At 66.2% G+C, this 20770-nt stretch carries 23 protein-coding genes and 1 other RNA gene; 10 read left to right on the top strand and 14 right to left on the bottom strand.

Features of this window, described 5'->3' with window-relative positions; all coding sequences use genetic code 11:
- Positions 1 to 12 precede the first annotated feature (12 nt).
- Genes cobC through BMI01S_RS09990 form a run of 5 tightly spaced genes read right to left on the bottom strand, consistent with a single transcriptional unit; the run spans position 13 to position 4369 of the window.
- Entirely contained in the window at positions 13 to 600 is a 588-nt protein-coding gene (gene cobC, locus BMI01S_RS10010; RefSeq protein ID WP_028210559.1) for an alpha-ribazole phosphatase, read from the bottom strand.
- The gene (locus BMI01S_RS10005; RefSeq protein WP_028230569.1) at positions 585 to 1361 is read right to left on the bottom strand and encodes an adenosylcobinamide-GDP ribazoletransferase; all 777 of its coding nucleotides are present in this window, start codon (positions 1359 to 1361) and stop codon (positions 585 to 587) included. Before BMI01S_RS10005 ends, cobC begins: the two co-directional genes overlap by 16 nt.
- A gap of 10 nt (positions 1362 to 1371) precedes the next feature.
- Positions 1372 to 2436 carry a nicotinate-nucleotide--dimethylbenzimidazole phosphoribosyltransferase gene (gene cobT / locus BMI01S_RS10000; protein ID WP_028230568.1) on the bottom strand — a complete coding sequence of 355 codons (1065 nt, stop codon included), beginning with the start codon at positions 2434 to 2436 and terminating at the stop codon, positions 1372 to 1374.
- Between the two features lie 44 nt (positions 2437 to 2480).
- Positions 2481 to 3314, bottom strand: coding sequence for an ABC transporter ATP-binding protein (locus BMI01S_RS09995; protein WP_036044642.1), 834 nt, complete (start codon positions 3312 to 3314; stop codon positions 2481 to 2483).
- A complete protein-coding gene (locus BMI01S_RS09990) occupies positions 3311 to 4369 on the bottom strand; it encodes a FecCD family ABC transporter permease (RefSeq protein ID WP_036044676.1) in 1059 nt (352 codons plus the stop codon). The genes BMI01S_RS09995 and BMI01S_RS09990 overlap by 4 nt, the downstream gene beginning before the upstream one ends.
- A gap of 391 nt (positions 4370 to 4760) precedes the next feature.
- Between BMI01S_RS09990 and BMI01S_RS09985 the strand changes: the two genes are divergently transcribed.
- The 5 genes from BMI01S_RS09985 to BMI01S_RS09970 all read left to right on the top strand — a co-directional run bounded on the left by BMI01S_RS09985 (position 4761) and on the right by BMI01S_RS09970 (position 7185).
- Positions 4761 to 5114, top strand: a complete 354-nt coding sequence (locus BMI01S_RS09985; protein WP_028210564.1) for a hypothetical protein — start codon at positions 4761 to 4763, stop codon at positions 5112 to 5114.
- Positions 5111 to 5425: a cell division protein ZapA gene (locus BMI01S_RS09980; RefSeq protein ID WP_028210565.1), complete on the top strand. Its 315-nt coding sequence runs from the start codon at positions 5111 to 5113 to the stop codon at positions 5423 to 5425. Before BMI01S_RS09985 ends, BMI01S_RS09980 begins: the two co-directional genes overlap by 4 nt.
- 58 nt (positions 5426 to 5483) lie before the next feature.
- Positions 5484 to 5665, top strand: a non-coding RNA gene (ssrS, locus tag BMI01S_RS38540) — 6S RNA.
- Positions 5666 to 5818: 153 nt separating this feature from the next.
- Entirely contained in the window at positions 5819 to 6277 is a 459-nt protein-coding gene (locus BMI01S_RS09975) for an EVE domain-containing protein (RefSeq protein ID WP_028210566.1), read from the top strand.
- 176 nt (positions 6278 to 6453) lie between these two features.
- Positions 6454 to 7185, top strand: a complete 732-nt coding sequence (locus BMI01S_RS09970) for an SIMPL domain-containing protein (RefSeq protein ID WP_028230566.1) — start codon at positions 6454 to 6456, stop codon at positions 7183 to 7185.
- Between the two features lie 96 nt (positions 7186 to 7281).
- Here BMI01S_RS09970 and lgt read toward each other — a convergent pair whose 3' ends face one another.
- Positions 7282 to 8217 carry a prolipoprotein diacylglyceryl transferase gene (lgt, locus tag BMI01S_RS09965; RefSeq protein ID WP_028230565.1) on the bottom strand — a complete coding sequence of 312 codons (936 nt, stop codon included), beginning with the start codon at positions 8215 to 8217 and terminating at the stop codon, positions 7282 to 7284.
- Positions 8218 to 8602: 385 nt separating this feature from the next.
- Between lgt and ilvD the strand changes: the two genes are divergently transcribed.
- Both ilvD and BMI01S_RS09955 read left to right on the top strand, forming a co-directional pair.
- On the top strand, positions 8603 to 10276 hold the full coding sequence (ilvD, locus tag BMI01S_RS09960) for a dihydroxy-acid dehydratase (RefSeq protein WP_028230564.1): 1674 nt from the start codon (positions 8603 to 8605) through the stop codon (positions 10274 to 10276).
- A gap of 133 nt (positions 10277 to 10409) precedes the next feature.
- Positions 10410 to 10769 carry a c-type cytochrome gene (locus BMI01S_RS09955; protein ID WP_028230563.1) on the top strand — a complete coding sequence of 120 codons (360 nt, stop codon included), beginning with the start codon at positions 10410 to 10412 and terminating at the stop codon, positions 10767 to 10769.
- A 67-nt stretch (positions 10770 to 10836) separates the two neighbouring features.
- Here BMI01S_RS09955 and BMI01S_RS38060 read toward each other — a convergent pair whose 3' ends face one another.
- The 3 genes from BMI01S_RS38060 to BMI01S_RS09940 are packed head-to-tail and all read right to left on the bottom strand — an operon-like array spanning position 10837 to position 13275.
- Entirely contained in the window at positions 10837 to 11235 is a 399-nt protein-coding gene (locus tag BMI01S_RS38060; RefSeq protein ID WP_028210571.1) for a DUF2486 family protein, read from the bottom strand.
- Between the two features lie 59 nt (positions 11236 to 11294).
- Complete coding sequence (locus tag BMI01S_RS09945) at positions 11295 to 11711, bottom strand: DNA polymerase III subunit chi (RefSeq protein ID WP_028210572.1); 417 nt, start codon at positions 11709 to 11711, stop codon at positions 11295 to 11297.
- 52 nt (positions 11712 to 11763) lie between these two features.
- Positions 11764 to 13275 (bottom strand): leucyl aminopeptidase, encoded by a 1512-nt coding sequence (locus BMI01S_RS09940; RefSeq protein WP_028210573.1) that lies wholly within the window; start codon positions 13273 to 13275, stop codon positions 11764 to 11766.
- A 134-nt stretch (positions 13276 to 13409) separates the two neighbouring features.
- Here BMI01S_RS09940 and lptF point away from each other — a divergent pair, with 134 nt between their 5' ends.
- Genes lptF through BMI01S_RS09925 form a run of 3 tightly spaced genes read left to right on the top strand, consistent with a single transcriptional unit; the run spans position 13410 to position 16106 of the window.
- Positions 13410 to 14510, top strand: coding sequence for an LPS export ABC transporter permease LptF (gene lptF, locus BMI01S_RS09935; protein WP_028210574.1), 1101 nt, complete (start codon positions 13410 to 13412; stop codon positions 14508 to 14510).
- Between the two features lie 15 nt (positions 14511 to 14525).
- Positions 14526 to 15674 carry an LPS export ABC transporter permease LptG gene (lptG, locus tag BMI01S_RS09930; protein ID WP_028210575.1) on the top strand — a complete coding sequence of 383 codons (1149 nt, stop codon included), beginning with the start codon at positions 14526 to 14528 and terminating at the stop codon, positions 15672 to 15674.
- A 54-nt stretch (positions 15675 to 15728) separates the two neighbouring features.
- Positions 15729 to 16106, top strand: a complete 378-nt coding sequence (locus BMI01S_RS09925) for a sirohydrochlorin chelatase (RefSeq protein ID WP_028210576.1) — start codon at positions 15729 to 15731, stop codon at positions 16104 to 16106.
- A gap of 82 nt (positions 16107 to 16188) precedes the next feature.
- Here BMI01S_RS09925 and cobA read toward each other — a convergent pair whose 3' ends face one another.
- From cobA to BMI01S_RS09900, 5 genes are all read right to left on the bottom strand, one after another.
- Positions 16189 to 16962 carry a uroporphyrinogen-III C-methyltransferase gene (gene cobA, locus BMI01S_RS09920; protein ID WP_028230562.1) on the bottom strand — a complete coding sequence of 258 codons (774 nt, stop codon included), beginning with the start codon at positions 16960 to 16962 and terminating at the stop codon, positions 16189 to 16191.
- Between the two features lie 62 nt (positions 16963 to 17024).
- Positions 17025 to 18341, bottom strand: coding sequence for a sulfate adenylyltransferase subunit 1 (locus BMI01S_RS09915; RefSeq protein ID WP_028210578.1), 1317 nt, complete (start codon positions 18339 to 18341; stop codon positions 17025 to 17027).
- 25 nt (positions 18342 to 18366) lie between these two features.
- Complete coding sequence (cysD, locus tag BMI01S_RS09910; RefSeq protein ID WP_028210579.1) at positions 18367 to 19329, bottom strand: sulfate adenylyltransferase subunit CysD; 963 nt, start codon at positions 19327 to 19329, stop codon at positions 18367 to 18369.
- A gap of 99 nt (positions 19330 to 19428) precedes the next feature.
- Positions 19429 to 20184, bottom strand: coding sequence for a phosphoadenylyl-sulfate reductase (locus BMI01S_RS09905; protein ID WP_028210580.1), 756 nt, complete (start codon positions 20182 to 20184; stop codon positions 19429 to 19431).
- Positions 20181 to 20717 (bottom strand): DUF934 domain-containing protein, encoded by a 537-nt coding sequence (locus BMI01S_RS09900; RefSeq protein WP_028230561.1) that lies wholly within the window; start codon positions 20715 to 20717, stop codon positions 20181 to 20183. The genes BMI01S_RS09905 and BMI01S_RS09900 overlap by 4 nt, the downstream gene beginning before the upstream one ends.
- Positions 20718 to 20770: the final 53 nt, after the last annotated feature.

The raw sequence follows: 20770 nt of genomic DNA, 5'->3' as shown, positions 1-20770 counted from the left end.
CTAAGCGACCGGCTACGCGTTCCAGCGCGAGAGCAACCATTGCGCGCTAAACGCGTCATAACGCAGCCATACGATCGCGCCCATTTCGAGCGGCCAGCGCACGCAGCGCGCAAGCGGCATGCCGAGCGCGCGCGCCGTGACGGTACGAATGACGCCCGCATGCGTGATGGCCCAGACAGTCGCATTCTCGCGCGCATCGAGCGTGTCGACCCACCCGCTCACGCGTGCATCGAACTGCGCGACGCTCTCGCCGCCGTGCTCGCGGGCGTGCTCGAAATCGGCGGCCCAGGCGTCGATCTGCGCACGCTCGATCGCGTCCCAGCGCTGCATTTCCCACGCGCCGAAATCCATCTCCGCCAGACGCGCGTCCTCCTGCGCCACGTGTCCCTCGGCAGCGGCAAGCGCCGCCGCGACGCCCGCGCAACGCGTGAGCGGACTCGTCGCGACGCGTTGCGGCCTGCAAACGCCGAGCGCCGCGAGCCGCTCGGCGAGCAAACCGGCCTGCTGCGTCGCGTCGCCCTCGAGCGGCACGTCGCTCGCGCCGTAGCACACGCCCGCCTCCACCGCGACGGCCGGATGCCGGATCAGAACGAGATCCACGCGAGCCCCACGAGATAGATGGCGATTTCGAACACCTGCTGCGCGAAGCCAAGACAATCGCCCGTATAGCCGCCGACGCGGCGCACGAAATAACGCGCCAGCACGAAGCGCAACACCGCCAGCACGGCGAGCGTCGCCACACCGGCACGCCAGTCGGGTCCGGCGGACCACACGGGCCAGAAGAGCCACGGCAGACCAAACACGCACGCACCCATCCACGCGGCCACGCTCATACGCTGCGCCACGGGCCTGGCCTTGCCTTCGGGGCGCACGTAGTCGAGCGAGACGAGATAGCTGATCGCGCAGGCGCGGCTCGCGGCATGGCCCGCGATCATCAGCATCGCGGCGCGCGCGGGCGGCAGCGCGGCGAGCGTCTGCCACTTGAGCGCGAGCGCCACCACGAGACCGATTGCACCGAACGCGCCGATGCGCGAGTCGTGCATGATGCGCAGCACGTCCTCGCGCGTGTATGCGCCGCCGAATGCGTCGAGGCAGTCGGCGAGCCCGTCTTCGTGGAAGGCACCCGTCGCGAGGAGCGTACCGGCCATCGAAAGCAGCACCGCGACGCTCGCCGGAAAGAGTCGCAGCGCCGCGAGATAGACGAGTGCCGCGAGCGCCCCGACCAACGCGCCGACGAGCGGAAAGTAACGCGCCGCCGCATTGAGCCACGCGGGCTCGAAGCCCACCCAGCGCGGCACCGGCACACGCGTGAAATAGCCGAGCGCCGTGAAGAAGTAGCGCAGCTCCGCGAGCGGATTCATCGCACGGCGCTCATGCGTGGCGATCGCTGCGGTCGTCGACGCCGGCCGACTCGAAGCTCGCCATCTCGTTGAGGAACGCCACGGCCGCGCGCAGCAACGGCACCGCGAGCGCGGCGCCCGTGCCCTCGCCCAGACGCAGGTCGAGCGCAAGCAGCTCGCGCGCGCCGAAATGGTCGAGCATACGCCGGTGCCCCGCCTCGTTCGATGCGTGCGCAAACACGCAGTAATCGCGTACGTTCGGCGCGAGCGAATCGGCCACGAGCAGCGCCGAGGTCGCGATGAAACCGTCCACGAGGATCGTCATGCGCGAGCGCGCCGCTTCGAGGAACGCGCCCGCCATCATCGCGATCTCGAAGCCGCCGAACGCGGCGAGCACGTCGAGCGGCTCGCGTGCGTCGGCATGATGCGCGAGCGCCGCCGCGAGCACGTTGCGTTTCTTCGCGAGGCCCGCGTTGTCGAGGCCCGTGCCGCGTCCGACGCATTCGTCGATCGGCACGCCGCACAACCGGCTCATCAGGCAAGCGGCCGACGATGTGTTCGCAATGCCCATTTCGCCGAAGCCGATCACGTTGGTCCCGAGCGACGCGTGATGGCGCACGCGCTCGGCGCCCGCGGCGAGCGCGGCAACGGCCTCGTCGCGCGTCATGGCGCGCTCGCGCGCGAAGTTGCGGGTGCCGCGCGCAATCGGCACGTCGACGAGCGCGGGTGACGGCGGCAGCGGCGTTGCCACGCCCGCATTGACGACTTCGAGCGTGAGGCCTGCCACGCCGCTGAACGCGTTGATGGCCGCGCCGCCCGCCACGAAATTCGCGACCATCTGCGCGGTCACGGCCTGCGGATACGGGCTCACACCTTCGGCCGCGATGCCGTGGTCGCCGGCGAACACGATCATCACGGGCCGCTCGACGCCCGGGCGCGTGGTGCCCTGGATCATGCCGAGCTGGCGCGCCAGCGCTTCGAGGCGGCCGAGACTGCCAGGCGGTTTCGTTTTCATGTCGATGAGGCGTTGGAGTTCGTCGCGCAACGAGAGGTCGAGCGGTTCGACGGCGAGCAGTTCGGTAAGCGATGACGTCATGGTGAGTTTCGTTTCGAAGTGATGATGCGTGAGCGAACGGCGCACTAGCGGCCGCCGTTCGCTACCGGCGAATGCAGTAATGAGGAAGTCGGGCCGAGCGCAGGCACGAGCGCCTCGTGCGCGCCCTCGCGGATCAGCACGAGCGGATGGCCGAATGCAGTGCTCGCGCGCTCGGGTGTGAGCACTTCGCGCACGGGGCCCGCGTGAAAGCCGCCGCGGCCGTCGAGCAGGAGCGCGTGCGTTGCGAATCGCCGCGCGAGATTGAGATCGTGGCAGGAAAACAGCACCGCGCGGTCTTCGCCGCGCACCCAGCGCGAAAGCGTTTCGAGGCACGCAATCTGATGATGCAGATCCAGATGCGCGAGTGGCTCGTCCAGCAGCAGGAGCGGTGCACCCTGGCACAGCGCCGCCGCGAGCGCAACGCGCTGTCGCTCACCGCCGGAGAGCGACAGCACATCGCGGGTGGCGAATGCTTCGAGGCCGAGCATCGCGAGCGCAGCGTGCGCGGCGGCGCGATCGACGTCGCCTTCCCAGCCCCAGCCCGAAAGATGCGGATAGCGATTGAGCAGCACGGTGTCGAGCACACTCGCGCCGAATGCGTCGCGCTGGTCCTGGGGCATCAGCGCGCGGCGCCTCGCGAGACGAACCGGCGGCCAGTGTGCGAGCGCGATGCCCTCCACTTCCACGCGCCCCGCCGAGGGTTCGCGCAGGCCCGCGAGCGCACCGATCAGTGTGGTCTTGCCCGCGCCGTTCGCACCGGCCACGCACCAGATCTCACCAGCGGCAAACCTTTGCGTGAGCGATTCGACGAGCGTACGCGCGCCCGCGCGCAATGTGAGCGCATGCGCAGCAAGAAGCGGTGCCCGGGTGTCGCTCATCGCGGGCGCCTCGCGAGCAGCATCCAGAGAAAAACCGGGACGCCCGCCAGCGCGGTCACGACGCCCACCGGCAACTGCGCGGGGGCCGCCACCGTGCGCGCCACGAGGTCCGCGCCCATCACGGCCACGCCGCCCGCGATCGCGGCCGCGGGTACGAGCATGCGCTGATCGTTGCCCAACGCGAGGCGCAGCATGTGGGGCACGACGAGCCCGACGAAGCCAATGGTGCCGCCCGTCGTCACCGCGGCCGCGGCTGCGAGCGACGCGGCGAGATAAATGCCCACGCGCAAACGCAGCACCGGTACGCCGAGCGCCTGTGCGGCGGCATCACCGCGCAGCAGTACGTTGAGCATGGGCGCAGCGGGCACGATGCATGCAAGCAGTACGCCGAGCGTCACGAGCGCGGGCCATGGCGCGCTCGCGCCGTTGAGGTCGCCCGTGAGCCAGAACAGCATGCCGCGCAAGCGCGTGTCGGGCGCGAGGGTGAGCAGCAGCGTGATCAATGCGCCCCACCCCGCCGCCGTCACGGCGCCCGTCAACAAGAGCCGCGGCGAACTGTCCTGCGGTTCGCCGCGCCATAGTTCGCGGCGCGCGAGGCCGAGCACGAGCAGGATCGAAAGAAGCGCGCCCGCGCACGCACTCGCCTGCACACCCCACCACGCCACGCCCGCGATCATCGCAACGAGCGCGAACGCCGCGGCGCCGCCGGAAACGCCCAGCACATAGGGCTCCGCCAGCGGATTGCGCAACAGCACCTGCAAGAGCGCCCCGCCCAGCGCGAGCAAGGCGCCGCACGCGAAGCCGGCCAACGCGCGCGGCAGGCGCAGTGTGCGCACGATTTCCGTCGCCATGTCCGGCGCGCCGTGCGCCGGCGTGAGCGCCGCGAGCGCCTGCGCAGGCGTCACGCTCACGCTGCCTGTCGCGAGCGATGCCGCGAAGACCACGAGCGCCGCTAGTGCGAGGCCCGCCCAGATCGTGCAGGCGCGGCGCACGGTCATCGAGCGGCGCGGCAGCGCATGCAACTCGGACGCGGCGTGGGATTCATCGCGGCTCATGGAACGCATCGGGTAACTCGGCGGCGGGTTTCAAAAAGATCACACGGATTAACGGCAGCGATATCGCAACATGGGCAGCGCGCAGTGTTTTTGTTCGAAGCGATTCTGCCGACGCAGCTGAAAAAACGATCGGCAAAAAAGAGAACAGCCGACAAAACCACTAGCAAAAAGCCACGAATCCGTGATGTTATAACGCGCAGACCACAATCGAGCCAACGCGCTTCGCGCGCGCCTTGGCAAATTGCGTTCCCGGCTGGCGCATGCGGCACACGTAACGCGGGATTCGGGCCCGGTTCCGGTAAGAAGCCGGGTTGTTACGTCTGGAAACGACACAATTGCCAAAACACGCGTTGATCCGCGCTAGAATGCCTGTCTTTAGAGGACGCAGCACATGCTCAACGAACTCGAAACACTCTCACAAAACATCGGGCGGCTGATCGAGATTAATCAGCGCCAACATGAAACACGCCTCGCACTCGAAGAGCAACTCGCACAGCTGCGTGCGCAATGCGACACCACGCGCGCCGAGCTCGAACAGATCCGCGAGGAACGCAACGCGCTGCAAGCAGAGCGCGACACGCTCTCGGCCAAGATCGACGATGCGCAGGTGCGTCTGAACGCGATCCTCGAAAAGCTGCCGCGCGCACGTGCGGGCAACGAGCGCGACAACCAGCTCGACCTGCTCGAACCGTCGCGAGGCAGCGATGACGAAAGCAACGCGGCGCGCCACGGAGAAAATGCATGACCACCAAGCAGATCGAAGCGACGATACTCGGGCAAAGCTATCGCCTCGTCTGTTCGCCGGAAACGGAACAGGCCCTGCTCGAAGCGGTGGCGCGCGTCGACGCCGAAATGTCGAAAATCCGCAATCACAGCAATGTGCGCGGCACCGATCGCATTGCGGTCATGGCGGCGCTTTCGCTTGCGTCGGAACTGCTGCGCCTGCAAACGAGCGTGCGTCATGGGGAAGCATTCCCAGCCGAAGAAATCCGTCGTACAATGCGCCAAATGAATGAACAGCTCGGCGCGGTCATCCAGCAGTATGGGGTGCAATAAGCGCGGTAAAGCGGTTCCTTCATCGTAACGTCGAGCACGTTACTAAACAGTTTAGTCAGCTTCCCTGCCTGGTTCGCCAAGGTCATATATTCCTTGAACCAATGCCATGTGCACGGTTGCGGAAATTTGTAGCACGGGCGTGCGCGTCACACAGTCTGATGTACCCGAAGTGCTGCTAACTGCGACCAATTCTGAACCCTCGGTTCAGGATGCCGGCCTAGCGGCTATGGCGGGGACCTATTCAAACGGCATCGGACCAGCGTCCGATGCCGTTTTCCGTTGTGCGGCCGTTTTCCGTTGTGTGGCCGATTTCGCGCTTGCTTGTGTGCGCCGCTTCGCGCATGGCCTTGCGCGCATGCCTGCCCCTCTCCCTATCGACGTGACCTTCGACTCATGCGCTACTGGCTGATGAAGTCCGAACCCGACGAAGCAAGCATCGACGACCTCGCACGCGCGCCGCAGCGCACGCTGCCATGGACCGGCGTGCGCAATTATCAGGCGCGCAACTTCATGCGCGACACCATGCAGCAAGGCGACGGCGTGCTGTTCTATCACTCGAGCTGCCCCGAGCCCGGTATCGCGGGCATCGCCGAGGTGTCGTCCACGGCCTACCCCGACCCCACGCAGTTCGATCCGAAGAGCCCTTACTACGACGCGAAATCGACGCGCGAGAATCCGCGCTGGATGCTCGTCGATGTCGTGTTCAAGAAGAAGTGTCCGCTGATTCCTCTGGCCGCCTTGCGTGAACACGACGAACTCGCGGACATGCGCGTGCTCGCAAAAGGCAATCGCCTTTCGATCACCCCGGTCACCGCGGCCGAGTGGAACTTCATCACGAAACATCTGATGTGATGCGGCACGTCGTTCACCATGTGTTGAAGCGGCATGGCAGCGGCACGAGCCCAAGCGGCCGAGGCACGGAAGCGACATCGCTGCGCGACTTCAAGCACAATCGCGCACAGTCGCGCATCGTTGCCTGAATGTTCGATCACACCACGCTCGCGACGCCAGTTCTGCAAGGAGCCTCAATGAACCGAAAAACCGCCGTAACGCTCGCCGCCGCATTCGCCGCCGCCCTCCCCCTCGCCATCACTTTCGCACCGGGCGCAGCGCTTGCCCAGAGCGACGCGCGTTTCCAGCCCTCGGGCGTGCTGTCGCTTTCCGCCCAGGCGAGCGCCGAAGTGCCTCAAGACGTCGTCACCATCACGCTGTTTTACGAGCAGGAAGCGAACGATCCCGCTTCGCTCACGGCGACGCTCAACCAGCGCGCCGACGCCGCCCTGCAACGCGCCAGGGGTGTCGCGGGCGTGACCGCCCGATCGGGCCAGTTCTCGATCTTCCCCTCCACCGATCGCGACGGACGCATCTCCGCCTGGCGCGGCCGCACGGAAGTCGTGCTCGAATCGCATGATTTCGCGGCGGCGTCGAAGCTCGCCGGCGATCTCGGCTCCGTCATGCAAGTGGGCAACGTGCAGTTCTCGCTGTCCCCCGAGGCGCAGCGCGCCGCCGAGCAGAAGCTCTCGGGCCAGGCCATCGCCTCGTTCCGCGATCAAGCCTTGTCGGCCACGCGCGCGTTCGGCTATAGCGGCTACTCGATCCGCGACGTGAACGTGGGGCATTCGGGCGTGATGCCGCGCCCCGTGATGATGATGAGCGCGCGCGCCATGTCGGCGGATGCGAAGATGTCGTCGCCCGTGCCGGTCGAAGGCGGCACCTCAACGGTGACGGTCAATGTCTCCGGATCGGTGCAAATGAAGTAAGGCGCACACTTGGGCAGCACGCAACAAAAAGGCCACGGTTTGTTTAAAACCGTGGCCTTTTTCATGGGCTCAATGCGCTTCGTGCGTGTGCGAGCGTCAGCTCTTCGCGCCCGCCACCCGCGCGCCGTCGTTGCCATTCTTGCTGTCGTCCTTGCCGCGATTGGCGCGGCGATACGCCCACGCCATCAAGCCAATGCCCACGATGATCATCGGCAGCGAAAGCCATTGGCCCATCGAAAGGCCGAGCGCGAGCAGGCCGAGGAAGTCGTCGGGTTCGCGCGCGAACTCGACCGTGAAACGCGCTAGACCATAGCCAATCAGGAACATCGCCGAAATCGCGCCGACGGGGCGCGGCTTGCGCGAGAAAAGGATCAGCACGACGAAGAGCGCGATGCCTTCCAGCGCAATCTCATAGAGCTGCGAAGGATGGCGCGGCAGCAGATGGTATTGCGCGAACACCTCGCTCAGATGCCACTGCGCAGCCAGTTGCGGATGCGCGGCGAGCCATGCCGCATCGTCGTTCGCGGCGCCCGGGAACAGCATGGCCCACGGCGAGTCGGGCGAGGTCACGCGGCCCCACAGCTCGCCGTTGATGAAGTTGCCGAGACGTCCGGCGGCCAGGCCCGTGGGCACCATCGGCGCGACGAAGTCCGTCACCTGCAGCCACGTGCGGCCGCGCTGCCACGCGAACAGGATCATCGCGAAGGTGACGCCGAGGAAGCCGCCGTGAAACGACATGCCGCCTTCCCACACCTTGAAGATGTCGAGCGGGTGCGCGAAATACCAGCTCGCCTTGTAGAACAGCACATAGCCGAGGCGCCCGCCCAGGATCGTGCCGAGCACGCCGTAGAACAGCATGTCGTCGATGTCTTTCACGTTCCAGCCTTGCGCGGCCACGAACGGCAGACGCAGGCGCAGGCGCCCGATCACGATCGCGAGTATGAAGCCGACGAGGTACATGAGGCCGTACCAGCGCACGGCGAGCGGCCCCAGATGAATGGCGACGGGGTCGAAGTTCGGGTGGATGAGCATCGTGGGATGAAGTCTTCTCGGCGATATCGGTTGAAATCGGGTTGTAAGCGGCAGCGCCGCGGTGCCTCAAAGCGGGCCAGACTGGTTGGACGTTTGCAAAGCGCCGGGGTTCGCCGCCGGCGCGTCACGGCGTGACATTATCGCCGAGGCGCGGGAGCGGGAAGCAGAATGCACAGTTGGCACGCACGGCGAATATAACGGTGACGGATGACCATCGCGAGCGGCGAGCAGGACTCGATGAGCCACGAATAATATATTGGACAGCGTTCTCGCGAAACCGCATGCTTGCCATCACATGCCGGCATGCAGGTACGACGCGGCTACGAAAAACCGCCCGCACAAGAACAACGGCCGGCCTGCGAGACAACGTCCACCGGAGTTCCCCATGCCCTATAACCGTCGTTCGAAGCACATCACGCAAGGCGTCGCCCGCTCGCCCAATCGTTCGATGTATTACGCGCTCGGCTACGAGAAAGGCGACTTCGACAAGCCGATGATCGGCATCGCCAACGGCCACTCGACGATCACGCCCTGCAACGCGGGCCTGCAGCGGCTGGCCGACGCCGCCGTCGCCGCCATCATGAACGCCGACGCGAACCCCCAGACCTTCGGCACGCCCACCATCTCGGACGGCATGTCGATGGGCACCGAGGGCATGAAGTATTCGCTCGTCTCGCGCGAGGTCATCGCGGACTGCATCGAGACCTGCGTGCAGGGCCAATGGATGGACGGCGTGGTCGTGATCGGCGGCTGCGACAAGAACATGCCCGGCGGCATGATCGCGCTCGCGCGCATGAACGTGCCCGGCATCTACGTGTATGGCGGCACGATCCGGCCCGGCAACTGGAAGGGCCGTGCGCTGACCATCGTGTCGGCGTTCGAGGCCGTCGGCGAATTCACGGCCGGGCGCATGACCGAAGAGGATTTCGAGGGCATCGAGAAGCACGCGTGCCCCTCCACGGGCTCGTGCGGCGGCATGTACACGGCGAATACGATGAGCTCGTCGTTCGAGGCGCTCGGCATGTCGCTCATGTACTCGTCGACGATGGCCAACCCCGACGAGGAAAAAGTCGACTCGGCCGCGGAATCGGCGCGCGTGCTCGTCGAAGCCGTGAAGCAGGACCTCAAGCCGCGCGACATCATCACGAAAAAGTCGATCGAGAACGCCGTGGCGCTCATCATGGCGACGGGCGGCTCGACCAATGCCGTGCTGCACTACCTCGCCATCGCGCATGCTGCGGAAGTCGAATGGACCATCGACGACTTCGAGCGCATGCGCAAGAAGGTGCCGGTGATCTGCGACCTGAAGCCCTCGGGCCAGTATGTCGCGACCGATCTGCATCAGGCGGGCGGCATTCCCCAGGTGCTCAAGCTGCTGCTCGACGCGGGCCTGCTGCACGGCGACTGCATCACCATCACGGGCAAGAGCATCGGAGAGGAACTGAAGGACGTGCCGTCCACGCCGCGCGCCGACCAGAAGGTGATCTTCCCCATCAGCGAGGCGTTGTACAAGGAAGGCCACCTCGCCATCCTCAAGGGCAACCTCGCGGTAGAGGGCGCCGTCGCCAAGATCACGGGCCTGAAGAACCCGGTCATCACCGGGCCCGCGCGCGTATTCGACGACGAGCAGAGCGCCATGGAAGCGATCCTCGCGGACCGGATCAAGGCCGGGGACGTCGTCGTGCTGCGCTACCTCGGCCCGAAGGGCGGCCCCGGCATGCCGGAGATGCTGGCGCCGACTTCGGCGCTCATCGGCAAGGGGCTCGGCGAGTCGGTGGGTCTCATCACCGATGGCCGCTTCTCGGGCGGCACCTGGGGCATGGTGGTCGGCCACGTGGCGCCCGAGGCGTTCGAAGGCGGCACGATCGCGCTCGTGCAGGAGGGCGATTCGATCACCATCGACGCGCACCAGCTCCTGCTGCAGCTGAACGTCGACGATGTCGAGCTTGCGCGCCGCCGCGCGGCATGGAAGCAGCCGGCGCCGCGCTGCACGCGTGGCGTGCTGGCAAAGTACGCGGCGCTCGCGCGCCCGGCCAACCAGGGCGCGGTAACCGGATAGGATAAGGCGGGACTCGGCGCAACGCCGGACGCCCGCTGCGATGCCAAAGACGAAAGGGCGCGCGCCCGGAACGTGCGCCCTTTGCTTTTATAATGCGACGACACAGCCGGCGCATACGCTGGCGGAGGCCTGTATGAAACGGAAGTCGCAAGCAAAGAACAAGACAGCGACGCTCGCGGCCGCGCTCGCGTTCGGCATGGCCGGCGCGCTCGGGACGGCCCCGGCCTGCGCGCAGCATGGCCCGACCGGCCTCGCGCTCGCCCAGCAGCAGAACTGCATGAGTTGCCATTCGGTGAACCGCAATTTCATGGGCCCCGCCCTGCACGACATTGCCGCGAAATACGCGGGCAAGCCCGACGCGCAGACCTATCTCGCGCACAAGATTCTTGAGGGAAGCACCGGCGTGTGGGGCACGGTGCCGATGCCGGCCAACACGCAGTTGAACCCCGGCCAGGCGGCCACGCTTGCGAACTGGATCCTCACGCTCAAGTGAGGCGAGGACGGTTGGCGGCGTCGCGTTGCCACAAGCCCAACCGGGCGAGGCCAGGCGGCGCCGGGAATCAGGCCGACGGCGGTTGCCCCGAGCGCGCCGCCAGTTCTTCGCGCACGGCGGCCTTCACCCAGTTCTTGAGTTCCGTTTCGAGCGCGAGACCGATCTCGCGCGACACCTGTCCCACGAGCCAGTTCGTATGTTCCTGCATCGCGGCGCTGCAGCGCGCCTCGATCACGGCGCGGCCCTCGCCCGTGAGCCACGCGAGGCAGCGGCCACGCAGGCGCTCGACCAAGGCGTCGGCGTCATGCGCGAACAGGCCCTCGCGCTCGGCCACGACAGCCTTCACGGCGGCCGCCGTCGCGCCCTTCGCCTCTTCGACGTTATGCGCGCGCAACGGATTGCCGGCCACCATCACCTCGTTCAGGAGCGGAATCGCCGCATCTTCCGTATCGTGCTTGCCGGACATGAGTACCTCCATCGATCGGAGCAGTCGGCCGGGCGCCGGTACGCTGCTCGCGTCCGGCCTCAGCCGCCCTGCTTGTAGTTGTTGAGCGCGTAACCGCGGTCGCGGTAGAAGCGATAGCGCTCGCGGCCCGACGCGAGTTCGTCGGGCGTATCGCCAATCACTTCGAGCAGGCGCTCGAAGCGCGCGAATTGCGGCGGCACCTCCCCACCCAGATTGAGCAGCACGCGATGATGCGGGGCACGCTCCAGATCCGTCGCCAGCACGATGGGCGATGCGCCCGCATGCGGGCTGTCGGCCATGCAATGCGGCACGAAGTCGAGCGGCGAAAAGGTCCACAACATCTCGTCGAACGCGCGCAGGCGGCCGGGCTCGGCCAGCACGACCGCCTGCTCGCCCGCGAGATACGCCTTGCGCGCGAGCCGGCACGCGTACAGCAGCGAGTCGCCGACGTTCGTGTGGAAATCGATGCGCGTCATGCCAGCACCACTTTACACACCGTCACGCGCGCCGCAATCGCCATGCCTGACGTCATTGCGCGGCCCGATCGATCAGGAACTGGGCGAGCAGCGGCACGGGGCGGCCCGTTGCGCCCTTCGCCGCGCCGCTCTTCCATGCGGTGCCCGCGATGTCCAGGTGCGCCCAGGGGTATTTCTCGGCGAAGCGCGAAAGGAAGCACGCCGCCGTCACGCTGCCCGCCGGGCGCCCGCCGATGTTGGCGAGGTCGGCGAAGTTCGACTTGAGCTGCTCCTGGTACTCGTCGTCGAGCGGCAGGCGCCAGGCGGGGTCGTTGGCCTCGCGCGATGCGTCGAGCAGTTCGCCCGCGAGCGCGTCGTCCTTCGAGAAGAGGCCGCTGTTGTGATGGCCGAGCGCGATGATGCACGCGCCCGTGAGCGTGGCGATGTCGACCACCGCGGCCGGCTTGAAGCGCTCGGCGTAGGTGAGCGCGTCGCACAGGATCAGGCGGCCTTCGGCGTCGGTGTTGAGCACCTCCACGGTCAGGCCCGCCATCGTCGTGACGATGTCGCCCGGCTTCGTGGCGTTGCCCGCGGGCATGTTCTCGCAGGTCGGGATGATGCCGATCACATTGAGCTTGAGCCCCATTTCGGCGACCGCGCGGATCGTGCCGAGCACCGAGCCGGCGCCGCACATGTCGTATTTCATCTCGTCCATGCCCTCGCCGGGCTTGAGCGAGATGCCGCCCGTGTCGAACGTGATGCCCTTGCCGACCAGCACGACGGGCGCGGCCTTGGCGCTCGCTCCCTCATAGTGCAGCACGATGAACTGCGGCGGCTCGACCGAACCCTTCGTCACCGAAAGAAACGAGCCCATCTTGAGCGCTTCGATCTGACGCTGGCCGAGCACCTCGACCTTGAGCTTCCAGTCGCGCGCGAGCTTCTTGGCCGTGGCCGCGAGATACGTGGGCGTGCAGACGTTGCCCGGCAGATTGCCGAGGTCGCGCGTGAGGTCCATGCCGTTTGCGAGCGCGGTGGCCTGCTTCGCCGCGAGCTTCGCTGCCTTTTCCTCGGCGGCGTCGATGCTGAAGATCACACGCTTGAACGCGCGCTGCGCGACGTCGGGCTTGCTCTTCATCTGCGTGAAGCGGTACGTTTCGTTGCGCAACGCGAGAATGGCGGCGCGCACGCACCAGTCGCCCGTGCGCTCCTTCACCGGCAGTTGCGCGAGCGTGAACGTGGCCTGTGCGATTTTGGTGCCGAGGATCGCGCGCCAGGCGGCCTTGACGGCGTCGCCGTAAGCCTTCTGGCCGAACGTGTCCTGCTTGCCGAGACCGACGAGCAGCACGCGCGAGGCGCCGATACCGCTCACTTCGGGCAGGAGCAGCGTGGAGCCGGCCTTGCCGTCGATGTCGCCGGCCTTGACGACGCGCGCGATTGCGCCGCCAATTGCGCTGTCGATCGCGAACGCCGGGCCCGAGAGCGTTTGCGCCTCGAACACGCCGACCACGACGCAATCCGACTTGCCGGTCAGGAAGGGGCCTTCCCCGCCTTTGCTCCAGTCACAGGCTTTTATGCTAAAGTCCATCGCGCTTGTCCTCGGATAAAATCTGGGCTTAGGATGAAAGCCGCAATTATCCGCTATTTTTCCCGCGGCGGCTCCTGGGCGGTTGCGCGAGCTGCGCGCCTCCCGGCACGGGCCGCCCGCCCTGCCCTTCAAGAATGATCTTCGAACGTTCCCTGCAGCGCGAACTCGCGTACACGGCCGGCGCCGTGTTCATGGTTCTGCTCACGATCATGCTGACGACGATGATGATCCGCATCGTCGGCTTCGCCGCGTCGGGTCAGATCGACCCGCGCGACGTGCTGGTGCTCATCGGACTGACCGTGATCGGCTACATGGCCGTGATGCTGATCGTCACGCTCTTCGTGTCGATCCTGTTCGTGCTCACGCGCTGGTACAAGGATTCCGAAATGGTCGTGTGGCTCTCCTCCGGGGTGAGCCTCACGCGCCTCATCAAGCCGGTCGCCACGTTTGCCACGCCGATCATCCTGCTCATCGTGTTCTTCGCGTTCGTCGGCTGGCCGTGGTCGAACGCGCAAAGCAAGCTCATTCGCGCGCGCTTCCAGCAGCGCGATGAAGTATCGCTGCTCGCGCCCGGGCAGTTCCGCGAGTCGCCCACCACGCACCGCGTGTTCTTCATCGAAAGCATGAGCCCCGACCAGGGCCGCGTGGAGAACGTGTTCGTCACGAGTACGGAAAACGGCAAGGTCAGCGTGATCGTCTCGAAGACAGGCCACACCGAAACCATGAAGGGCGGCGACCGCTTCGTCGTGCTCGAAAACGGCCGGCGTTACGACGGCGAGCCGGGCCACCCCGATTTCCGCATCAGCGAGTTCCAGCGCTACGGCGTGAAGATCACGAGTCAGCCCGTGGTGAACACGCCGTCGGCGAGCACCACGTCCACGCCGGGCCTCCTGCGCAATCCCACCAACGACAACCTGGGCGAGCTCGCGTGGCGCGCCGGCCTGCCGCTCATCGCGATCAACCTGATGCTGCTCGGCATTCCGCTTGCGTACCAGAACCCGCGCCGCAGCCGCACGATCAATCTCGTGATGGCGGTGCTCATCTACCTCACCTATTCGAACCTGCTCAACGTCGTGCAATCGCAGATCGAGCAAGGCAAGATGGCGTTCGGCGTCGGTCTCGTCTCGCTGCACGTCGTGGTGCTCGCGCTGGTCGTGTTCATCTTCTGGATACGCGTGCGCAACCGGCCGCTCTTCACACGTGCGATGTTCCGCCGCGCCTCTCCTGGAAACTGAGAGGGAAACTGACCGATGCGCATCTACGAGAAATACTTCGCTCGCCAGGTTTACCTGACGTTCATCTTCATCCTGTTCGCCTTCTCGGGCCTGTTCTTCTTCTTCGACCTCATCAACGAGCTGAACTCGGTCGGCCACGGCAACTACAAGTTCCAGTACGCGGTGCTGCGCGTGGCGCTCCAGGCGCCCTCGCGGCTTTACGAGATCATTCCGGTCGCGGCGCTCATCGCGGCAATCTACGTGTTCGCGCAAATGGCCGCCAATTCGGAGTACACGATTTTTCGCGTGTCGGGCCTCGCCACGAACCAGGCGCTGCGCTCGCTGCTCAAGATCGGCATTCCGCTCGTGCTGCTCACCTATTTGATCGGCGAAGTGGTCGGCCCCTACACCGACCAGCTCTCCGAACGCGTGCGCCTGGAGGCGCTCGGCTCGGCGGTGTCGAGCGACTTCCAGTCGGGCGTGTGGGTCAAGGACACGCTCACCGCGCGCGCCGACGGCGAGCAGGTCACGCGTTTCGTGAACGTCGGCGAATTGCAGCCCAACGCGACCATCTCGAACGTGCGCATCTACGAATTCGATTCGAAGTTCCGGCTTTCCAATGTGCGGCTCGCGAAAAGCGGCACCTTCCAGCCGCCGGGCCACTGGCTGCTCAAGGACGTGACCGATACCCAACTGCTCAGCGTGACGCCGCCGCAGAACCAGCCGGCCGATGCGCTCGATCCGGTCTATCGCGCGACGCAGACGTCGGCCCCCGAATACTTGCTGCGCTCGGAACTCACGCCGAACATCCTTTCGGTGCTGCTCGTCTCGCCTGACCGGATGTCGATGTTCAACCTGTTCCGCTACATCCAGCATCTAACCGAAAACCACCAGGACGCCCAACGCTACCAGATCGCGTTCTGGCGCAAGCTGCTTTACCCGTTCGCCGTGTTCGTGATGCTGGTGCTCTCGCTGCCGTTCGCATACCTGCATACACGCTCCGGCGTGGTGGGCATGAAGGTGTTCGGCGGGATCATGCTCGGCATGAGCTTCCAGCTCGTCAACACCCTGTTCTCGCACGTCGGGACGCTGAACACCTGGCCCGCGCCGCTTACGGCGGCGACACCGGGGCTGATCTATCTCGCGGTCGGTCTGATCGGGCTCAAATGGGTCGAACGGCATTGACGGCGGGCGCCCTCGCCCGCTCATTGACCAACTGAATTGCGGGAGCCTGCACGCATGGGCAACCACGGCATGATCCTCTTCGGCCACGGCGCGCGTGATGCGCGCTGGCAAGAGCCGTTTCAGCGGCTCGCCGCGAAGCTCGCCGCCGCACGCGGCGATGCGGGTCCGGTCGGCCTCGCTTTTCTCGAACTCATGACGCCGAGCCTGCCCGACGCCATTGACGGACAGGCCGCGGCGGGCTGCGACACGATCACGGTCGTGCCCGTGTTCTTCGGCCAGGGCGGCCATGTGCGCCGCGATCTGCCCGCGCTGATCGCGCAATGTCAGGCCCGGCACCCCAATGTTCGCCTGCGCTGTGCAGGGGCCGTCGGCGAAGACGATGCGGTACTCGATGCGGTCGTGCGGTATTGCCTCGAAAACGTGGGCGACTAGCCGAACCCGCCACGCTCACGCATAAAAAAACGGGCTCGCTGTTGCTGCGAGCCCGTTTTGCATTTGGCTCCTCGATGGCGACTTACGCCGCCGCCCGGCGACGTTGACGATCATCCTGCGCGTCATCTTCCAGCAGCGCCTGCCCTGCCCGCTCGGCGAACGCATCGCCGATCATGAGCAGGCTCGGCTGTGCCGGGTCGAGCCAGTCCTGCGCCTCGCCCGCGGCAAGTCCCGCCAGCGTGAGCGTGAGCATGCGCTCACGCGTCGTGCTGCAAGCTTCGACGATCGCCACGGGCGTCGTGCCCGCGCGGCCCGCCTCGATGAGCTGGCGCGCGATCTCGGGCGCGCTGTCGCGGCCCATGTAGAAGACGAGCGAATCGGCGCTAACGTGCTCGCGAATCTCCTCGCTGCCCGCCGCGCGCGAATACGTGGCGAGCGCCACGCTGCGCGCCACGCCGCGCAGCGTGAGCGAGCGCTGGAGCGTCGCCGCGCCAGCGAGCGCCGCCGTAATGCCCGGCACCACTTCGAACTCGATGCCGGCCGCTTCCAGCGCGCGCATTTCCTCGTCGGCGCGGCCGAACAGCATCGGGTCGCCGCCCTTCAGGCGCACGACCACGGCGTGCTCGCGCGCCGCATCGACGAGTTGCTTGTTGATGAAGTGCTGCGCCGTGGACCGTTGCCCGCAACGCTTGCCGACCGCGATGAACTTCGCGGTTTGCGGCGCGTAGTCGAGCATGGCGGGCTCGACGAGCGCGTCGTGCAGCACGACGTCGGCGCTCGCGAGCAGCCGCGCGCCGCGAACCGTGATGAGGTCCGCTGCGCCCGGTCCCGCGCCGATCAGATATACCTTGCCCATTTGCTTGTGAATCTCCTGTTGCTACCGGGCGCACGCCGTCATCCCGCGCCCGACCCGAAGCCTCAGGCCGAAAACGCGCGGATCATGCCCGCAGCCACCGTGTGATGCGTCGCTTCGTCGATCAGCACGAACGCGCCCGTGCCAGGATTCGCATCATACAGGTCGGCGACGATCGGCTTTTGCAGCGAGAGCGTCACGCGGCCGATATCGTTCATCGCAAGTTCGTGGCGGTCGGTGGCGTGCGAGAGCGTGTGCACATCGAGCACCTGCTTGAGCGCGCCGATCTTCGCGAACACCGTGCTCGTGGTCTGCTTGAGCAGGTACTTGCGTTGCGGCGCGAGCGGCTCGTCGTCGAACCAGCAGAGGTCCGCCTCGAGCTTCTTCGCCGGCTGGGCGCTCTCCGAAACGGGCACGAACGTGTCGCCGCGCGAGACGTCCACGTCTTCGGCGAGACGGATCGTGACGGTCTGCCCCGCGAACGCGCGGTCGACCTGCGCCGTGCCGCCCGGCACCGGCGCGATGATCTCGGCGACCGTCGCCTGGCGGCCGGCTGGCTGCACCGTGATGGCGTCGCCCACTTTCACTTCGCCTGATTCCACACGGCCCATGTAGCCGCGGAAGTCGTCGGCGCTGGAGCCGTCCTGGCGCGCGACCCACTGCACCGGAAAGCGCAGCGCTTCACCCGTCGCCTGCGCGACCGGCAGTTGCTCGAGCACGTCGAGCAGCGGCTCGCCCGCGTACCACGGCATGCGCTCGCTCGCGGCCACGATGTTGTCGCCCTTGAGCGCCGAGACCGGCACGAAGCGCACGTCGGCAAGGCCGAGCTGGCGCGCGAGCGCGACATACGCCTCGCGGATCAGATTGAACGTCGCCTCGCTGTAGTCGACCAGATCCATCTTGTTGATCGCGACGATCACGTGTTGCAGGCCGAGCAGCTTGACGATGGCGCTGTGGCGCTTGGTTTGCGGCAGCAGTTGCGTGACGCCGTTCTCGACCGTCACGCGCGTGGGGTCGATCAGGATGATCGCGGCGTGCGCGGTCGACGCACCCGTCACCATGTTGCGCGTGTACTGCTCGTGGCCCGGGGTGTCGGCGATGATGAACTTGCGCTTGGCCGTGGCGAAGTAGCGGTACGCCACGTCGATCGTGATGCCTTGCTCGCGCTCGGCTTCGAGGCCGTCGGTGAGCAGCGACAGGTCGATTTCGTCGCCGACGGTGCGCTTGTTCTTCGCGCGCGAGAGCGCCGAAAGCTGATCGCTCAGGACAGCCTTGCTGTCGTACAGCAGGCGGCCGATCAGCGTGCTCTTGCCGTCGTCCACGCTGCCTGCCGTGATGAAGCGCAGCACGCCGAGGTCTTCAGGTTGGTGTGTCGTAACCATGTCTAGTTTTTCCTCTGCGTGCTCTTTAGAAATAACCTTGCTTCTTGCGCTGTTCCATCGCCGCTTCCGACGCCTGGTCGTCCATGCGCGTCGCGCCGCGTTCCGTGATTTCGGTCACGGCCGTTTCGGCGATGATCTTCTCGACGGTGTCGGCATCGCTCGCCACGGGGCAGGTGCAGCTGATGTCGCCCACGGTGCGAAAACGCACCTGCGCCATCTCGCTGACTTCGCCTTCCTTCATCGGCGTGAGCGGCGTGACCGGCACGAGCAGGCCGTTGCGGCGCACGATCTCGCGCTGGTGCGCATAGTAGATCGACGGCAGTTCGAGCTTCTCGCGCTCGATGTATTGCCACACATCGAGTTCCGTCCAGTTCGAGATCGGGAACACGCGCAGGTGCTCGCCGTTGTGCAGGCGCGCGTTATAGAGGCTCCAGAGTTCCGGGCGCTGCGCCTTCGGATCCCACTGGCCGAATTCGTCGCGGAACGAGAAGATGCGCTCCTTCGCGCGGGCCTTCTCTTCGTCGCGGCGCGCCCCGCCGATCATCGCCGTGTAGCCGTATTGCTCGATGGTTTCGAGCAGCGTGACCGCTTGCGCGGCGTTGCGCGAATCGGTTTCGCGGCGCAGGCGCACGGTGCCGCGCTTGATCGAATCTTCCACGTGGCCGACCACGAGTTCCGCACCGATCTCGGCCGCGCGGCGATCGCGAAAGTCGATCACTTCCTCGTAGTTGTGACCCGTGTCGATGTGCACGAGCGGGAACGGCAGCGCGGTCTTGCGGTTCGCGCCGAGGCCGAACGCCTTCAGCGCGAGCGCCAGCACGACGACCGAGTCCTTGCCGCCCGAAAACAGCAGCGCGGGCTTGCTGCATTCGGCGACGAGTTCGCGCAGGATATGGATCGACTCGGCTTCGAGCCAGTCGAGATGGTCCATGCGGTTCGCCGTGACCTGGAGCGGTGCGTTCACTGCTGAGTCGAGCGTGGTGCTCATGTTCGGATCCTTCGTTGATTCGCACCCTTTTGACGGGGCACGCAGTACTCGGTGTTCGGTAGCGCGCCGGTCTACACGAACGGCGCGGCAAACTGAATCTTAGTTCGGCTGGGTGATCGAAGTCGCTTCGACTACGGGAATGGCCGAGACAGACGTGATATGCAGGCCACACTCCTTCGTGTCGCGCGATTCCCACCACCAGCGGCCCGCGCGGCTGTCCTCGCCGGGACGGATCGCGCGCGTGCAGGGCTCGCAGCCGATGCTCGGATAGCCGCGCGCATGCAGCGGGTTCACCGGCACCTCGTAGGCGCGCAGGTAAGCCCAGACATCGGCTTCGGTCCAGTCCGCGAGCGGATTGAACTTGTCGATGCTGCGTGCTTCGTCGCGTTCTTCCTCGTGCAGTTCCGCACGCGTGACCGACTGCTCGCGACGCTGGCCCGTGACCCAGGCCGAAACGCCCGCGAGCGCGCGGTTCAGCGGCTCGACCTTGCGGATTTCGCAGCAGCGCTTGCGCAGGTCCACGCTCTCGTAAAAAGCGTTCAGGCCGTGCTGGCTCACGTATTCGTCCACGGCGTCCTGCAGCGGATGGAACTGCTCGATCTCGTAGCCGTAGCGCTCGCGCACCGCATCGATCATGCCGAGCGTTTCCGCATGCAGGCGGCCCGTGTTCAGCGAGAAGATGCCGACTTTCACGCCGCGCGAGAGGATCGCATGGGTGAGCAGCATGTCCTCGGCGGCGAGGCTGCTGGCTAGCTTGACGCTGGCATGACGTGCGGCGATGGAATCGAGCAGTGCGTCGAGGCGCTCGATCTTCGCCTGCAGGTCAGCCGTGATTTCGCTGGCGGCCGTGCTCATGCTTCCGCGCCTTGTTGAGCGAGGCGGCGGCGGAACAGCGGCGACGGCTCGTCGAACGCGCCCTGGTACTGCACCGTGAATTCCGTGAACGCCTTGAGCGCGTCGTGGATGTCCTTGTCGGCGCGCACGGCGAACGAATCGAAGCCGCAGCGCTCGTGAAAGCGCAGCTGGTCGCGCAGTACGTCGCCGATTGCGCGCAGCTCGCCCTTGTAACCATAGCGCTCGCGCAGCAGACGGGCGATCGAAAAGCCCCGGCCATCGCGGAACACCGGGAAGTCCACGCCGATCAGCGCGAGCTTGTCGAAGTCGCCGGCGATATCGGCCGGTTCGCTGTCCGGCGCGAGCCACACGCCGAGCTCGTCCTTGCCGCGCGAGGCGACGAGCGCGTCGCGTCCGGCCTGCCACAGCGCCAGCGGGACCAGCACCTTGCCGGCCGGCAGCGCGGCAACCTCGGGCAGCGCGCCGTCTTCGGCCGCACGCACGACTTGCCAGTTGTCTTCGACGATCTCGCGTTTTTTGATGATCAATGCCATTGCTCGAATCTCGTATCTCGTTGCGTGCCCTGTTGCATGCTCTCTTGCATGCT

Origin of the sequence: Paraburkholderia mimosarum LMG 23256 = NBRC 106338 (assembly GCF_000739815.1) — a bacterium.
Taxonomy (GTDB): domain Bacteria; phylum Pseudomonadota; class Gammaproteobacteria; order Burkholderiales; family Burkholderiaceae; genus Paraburkholderia; species Paraburkholderia mimosarum.
This window is presented reverse-complemented; position numbering and strand designations above follow the sequence as displayed.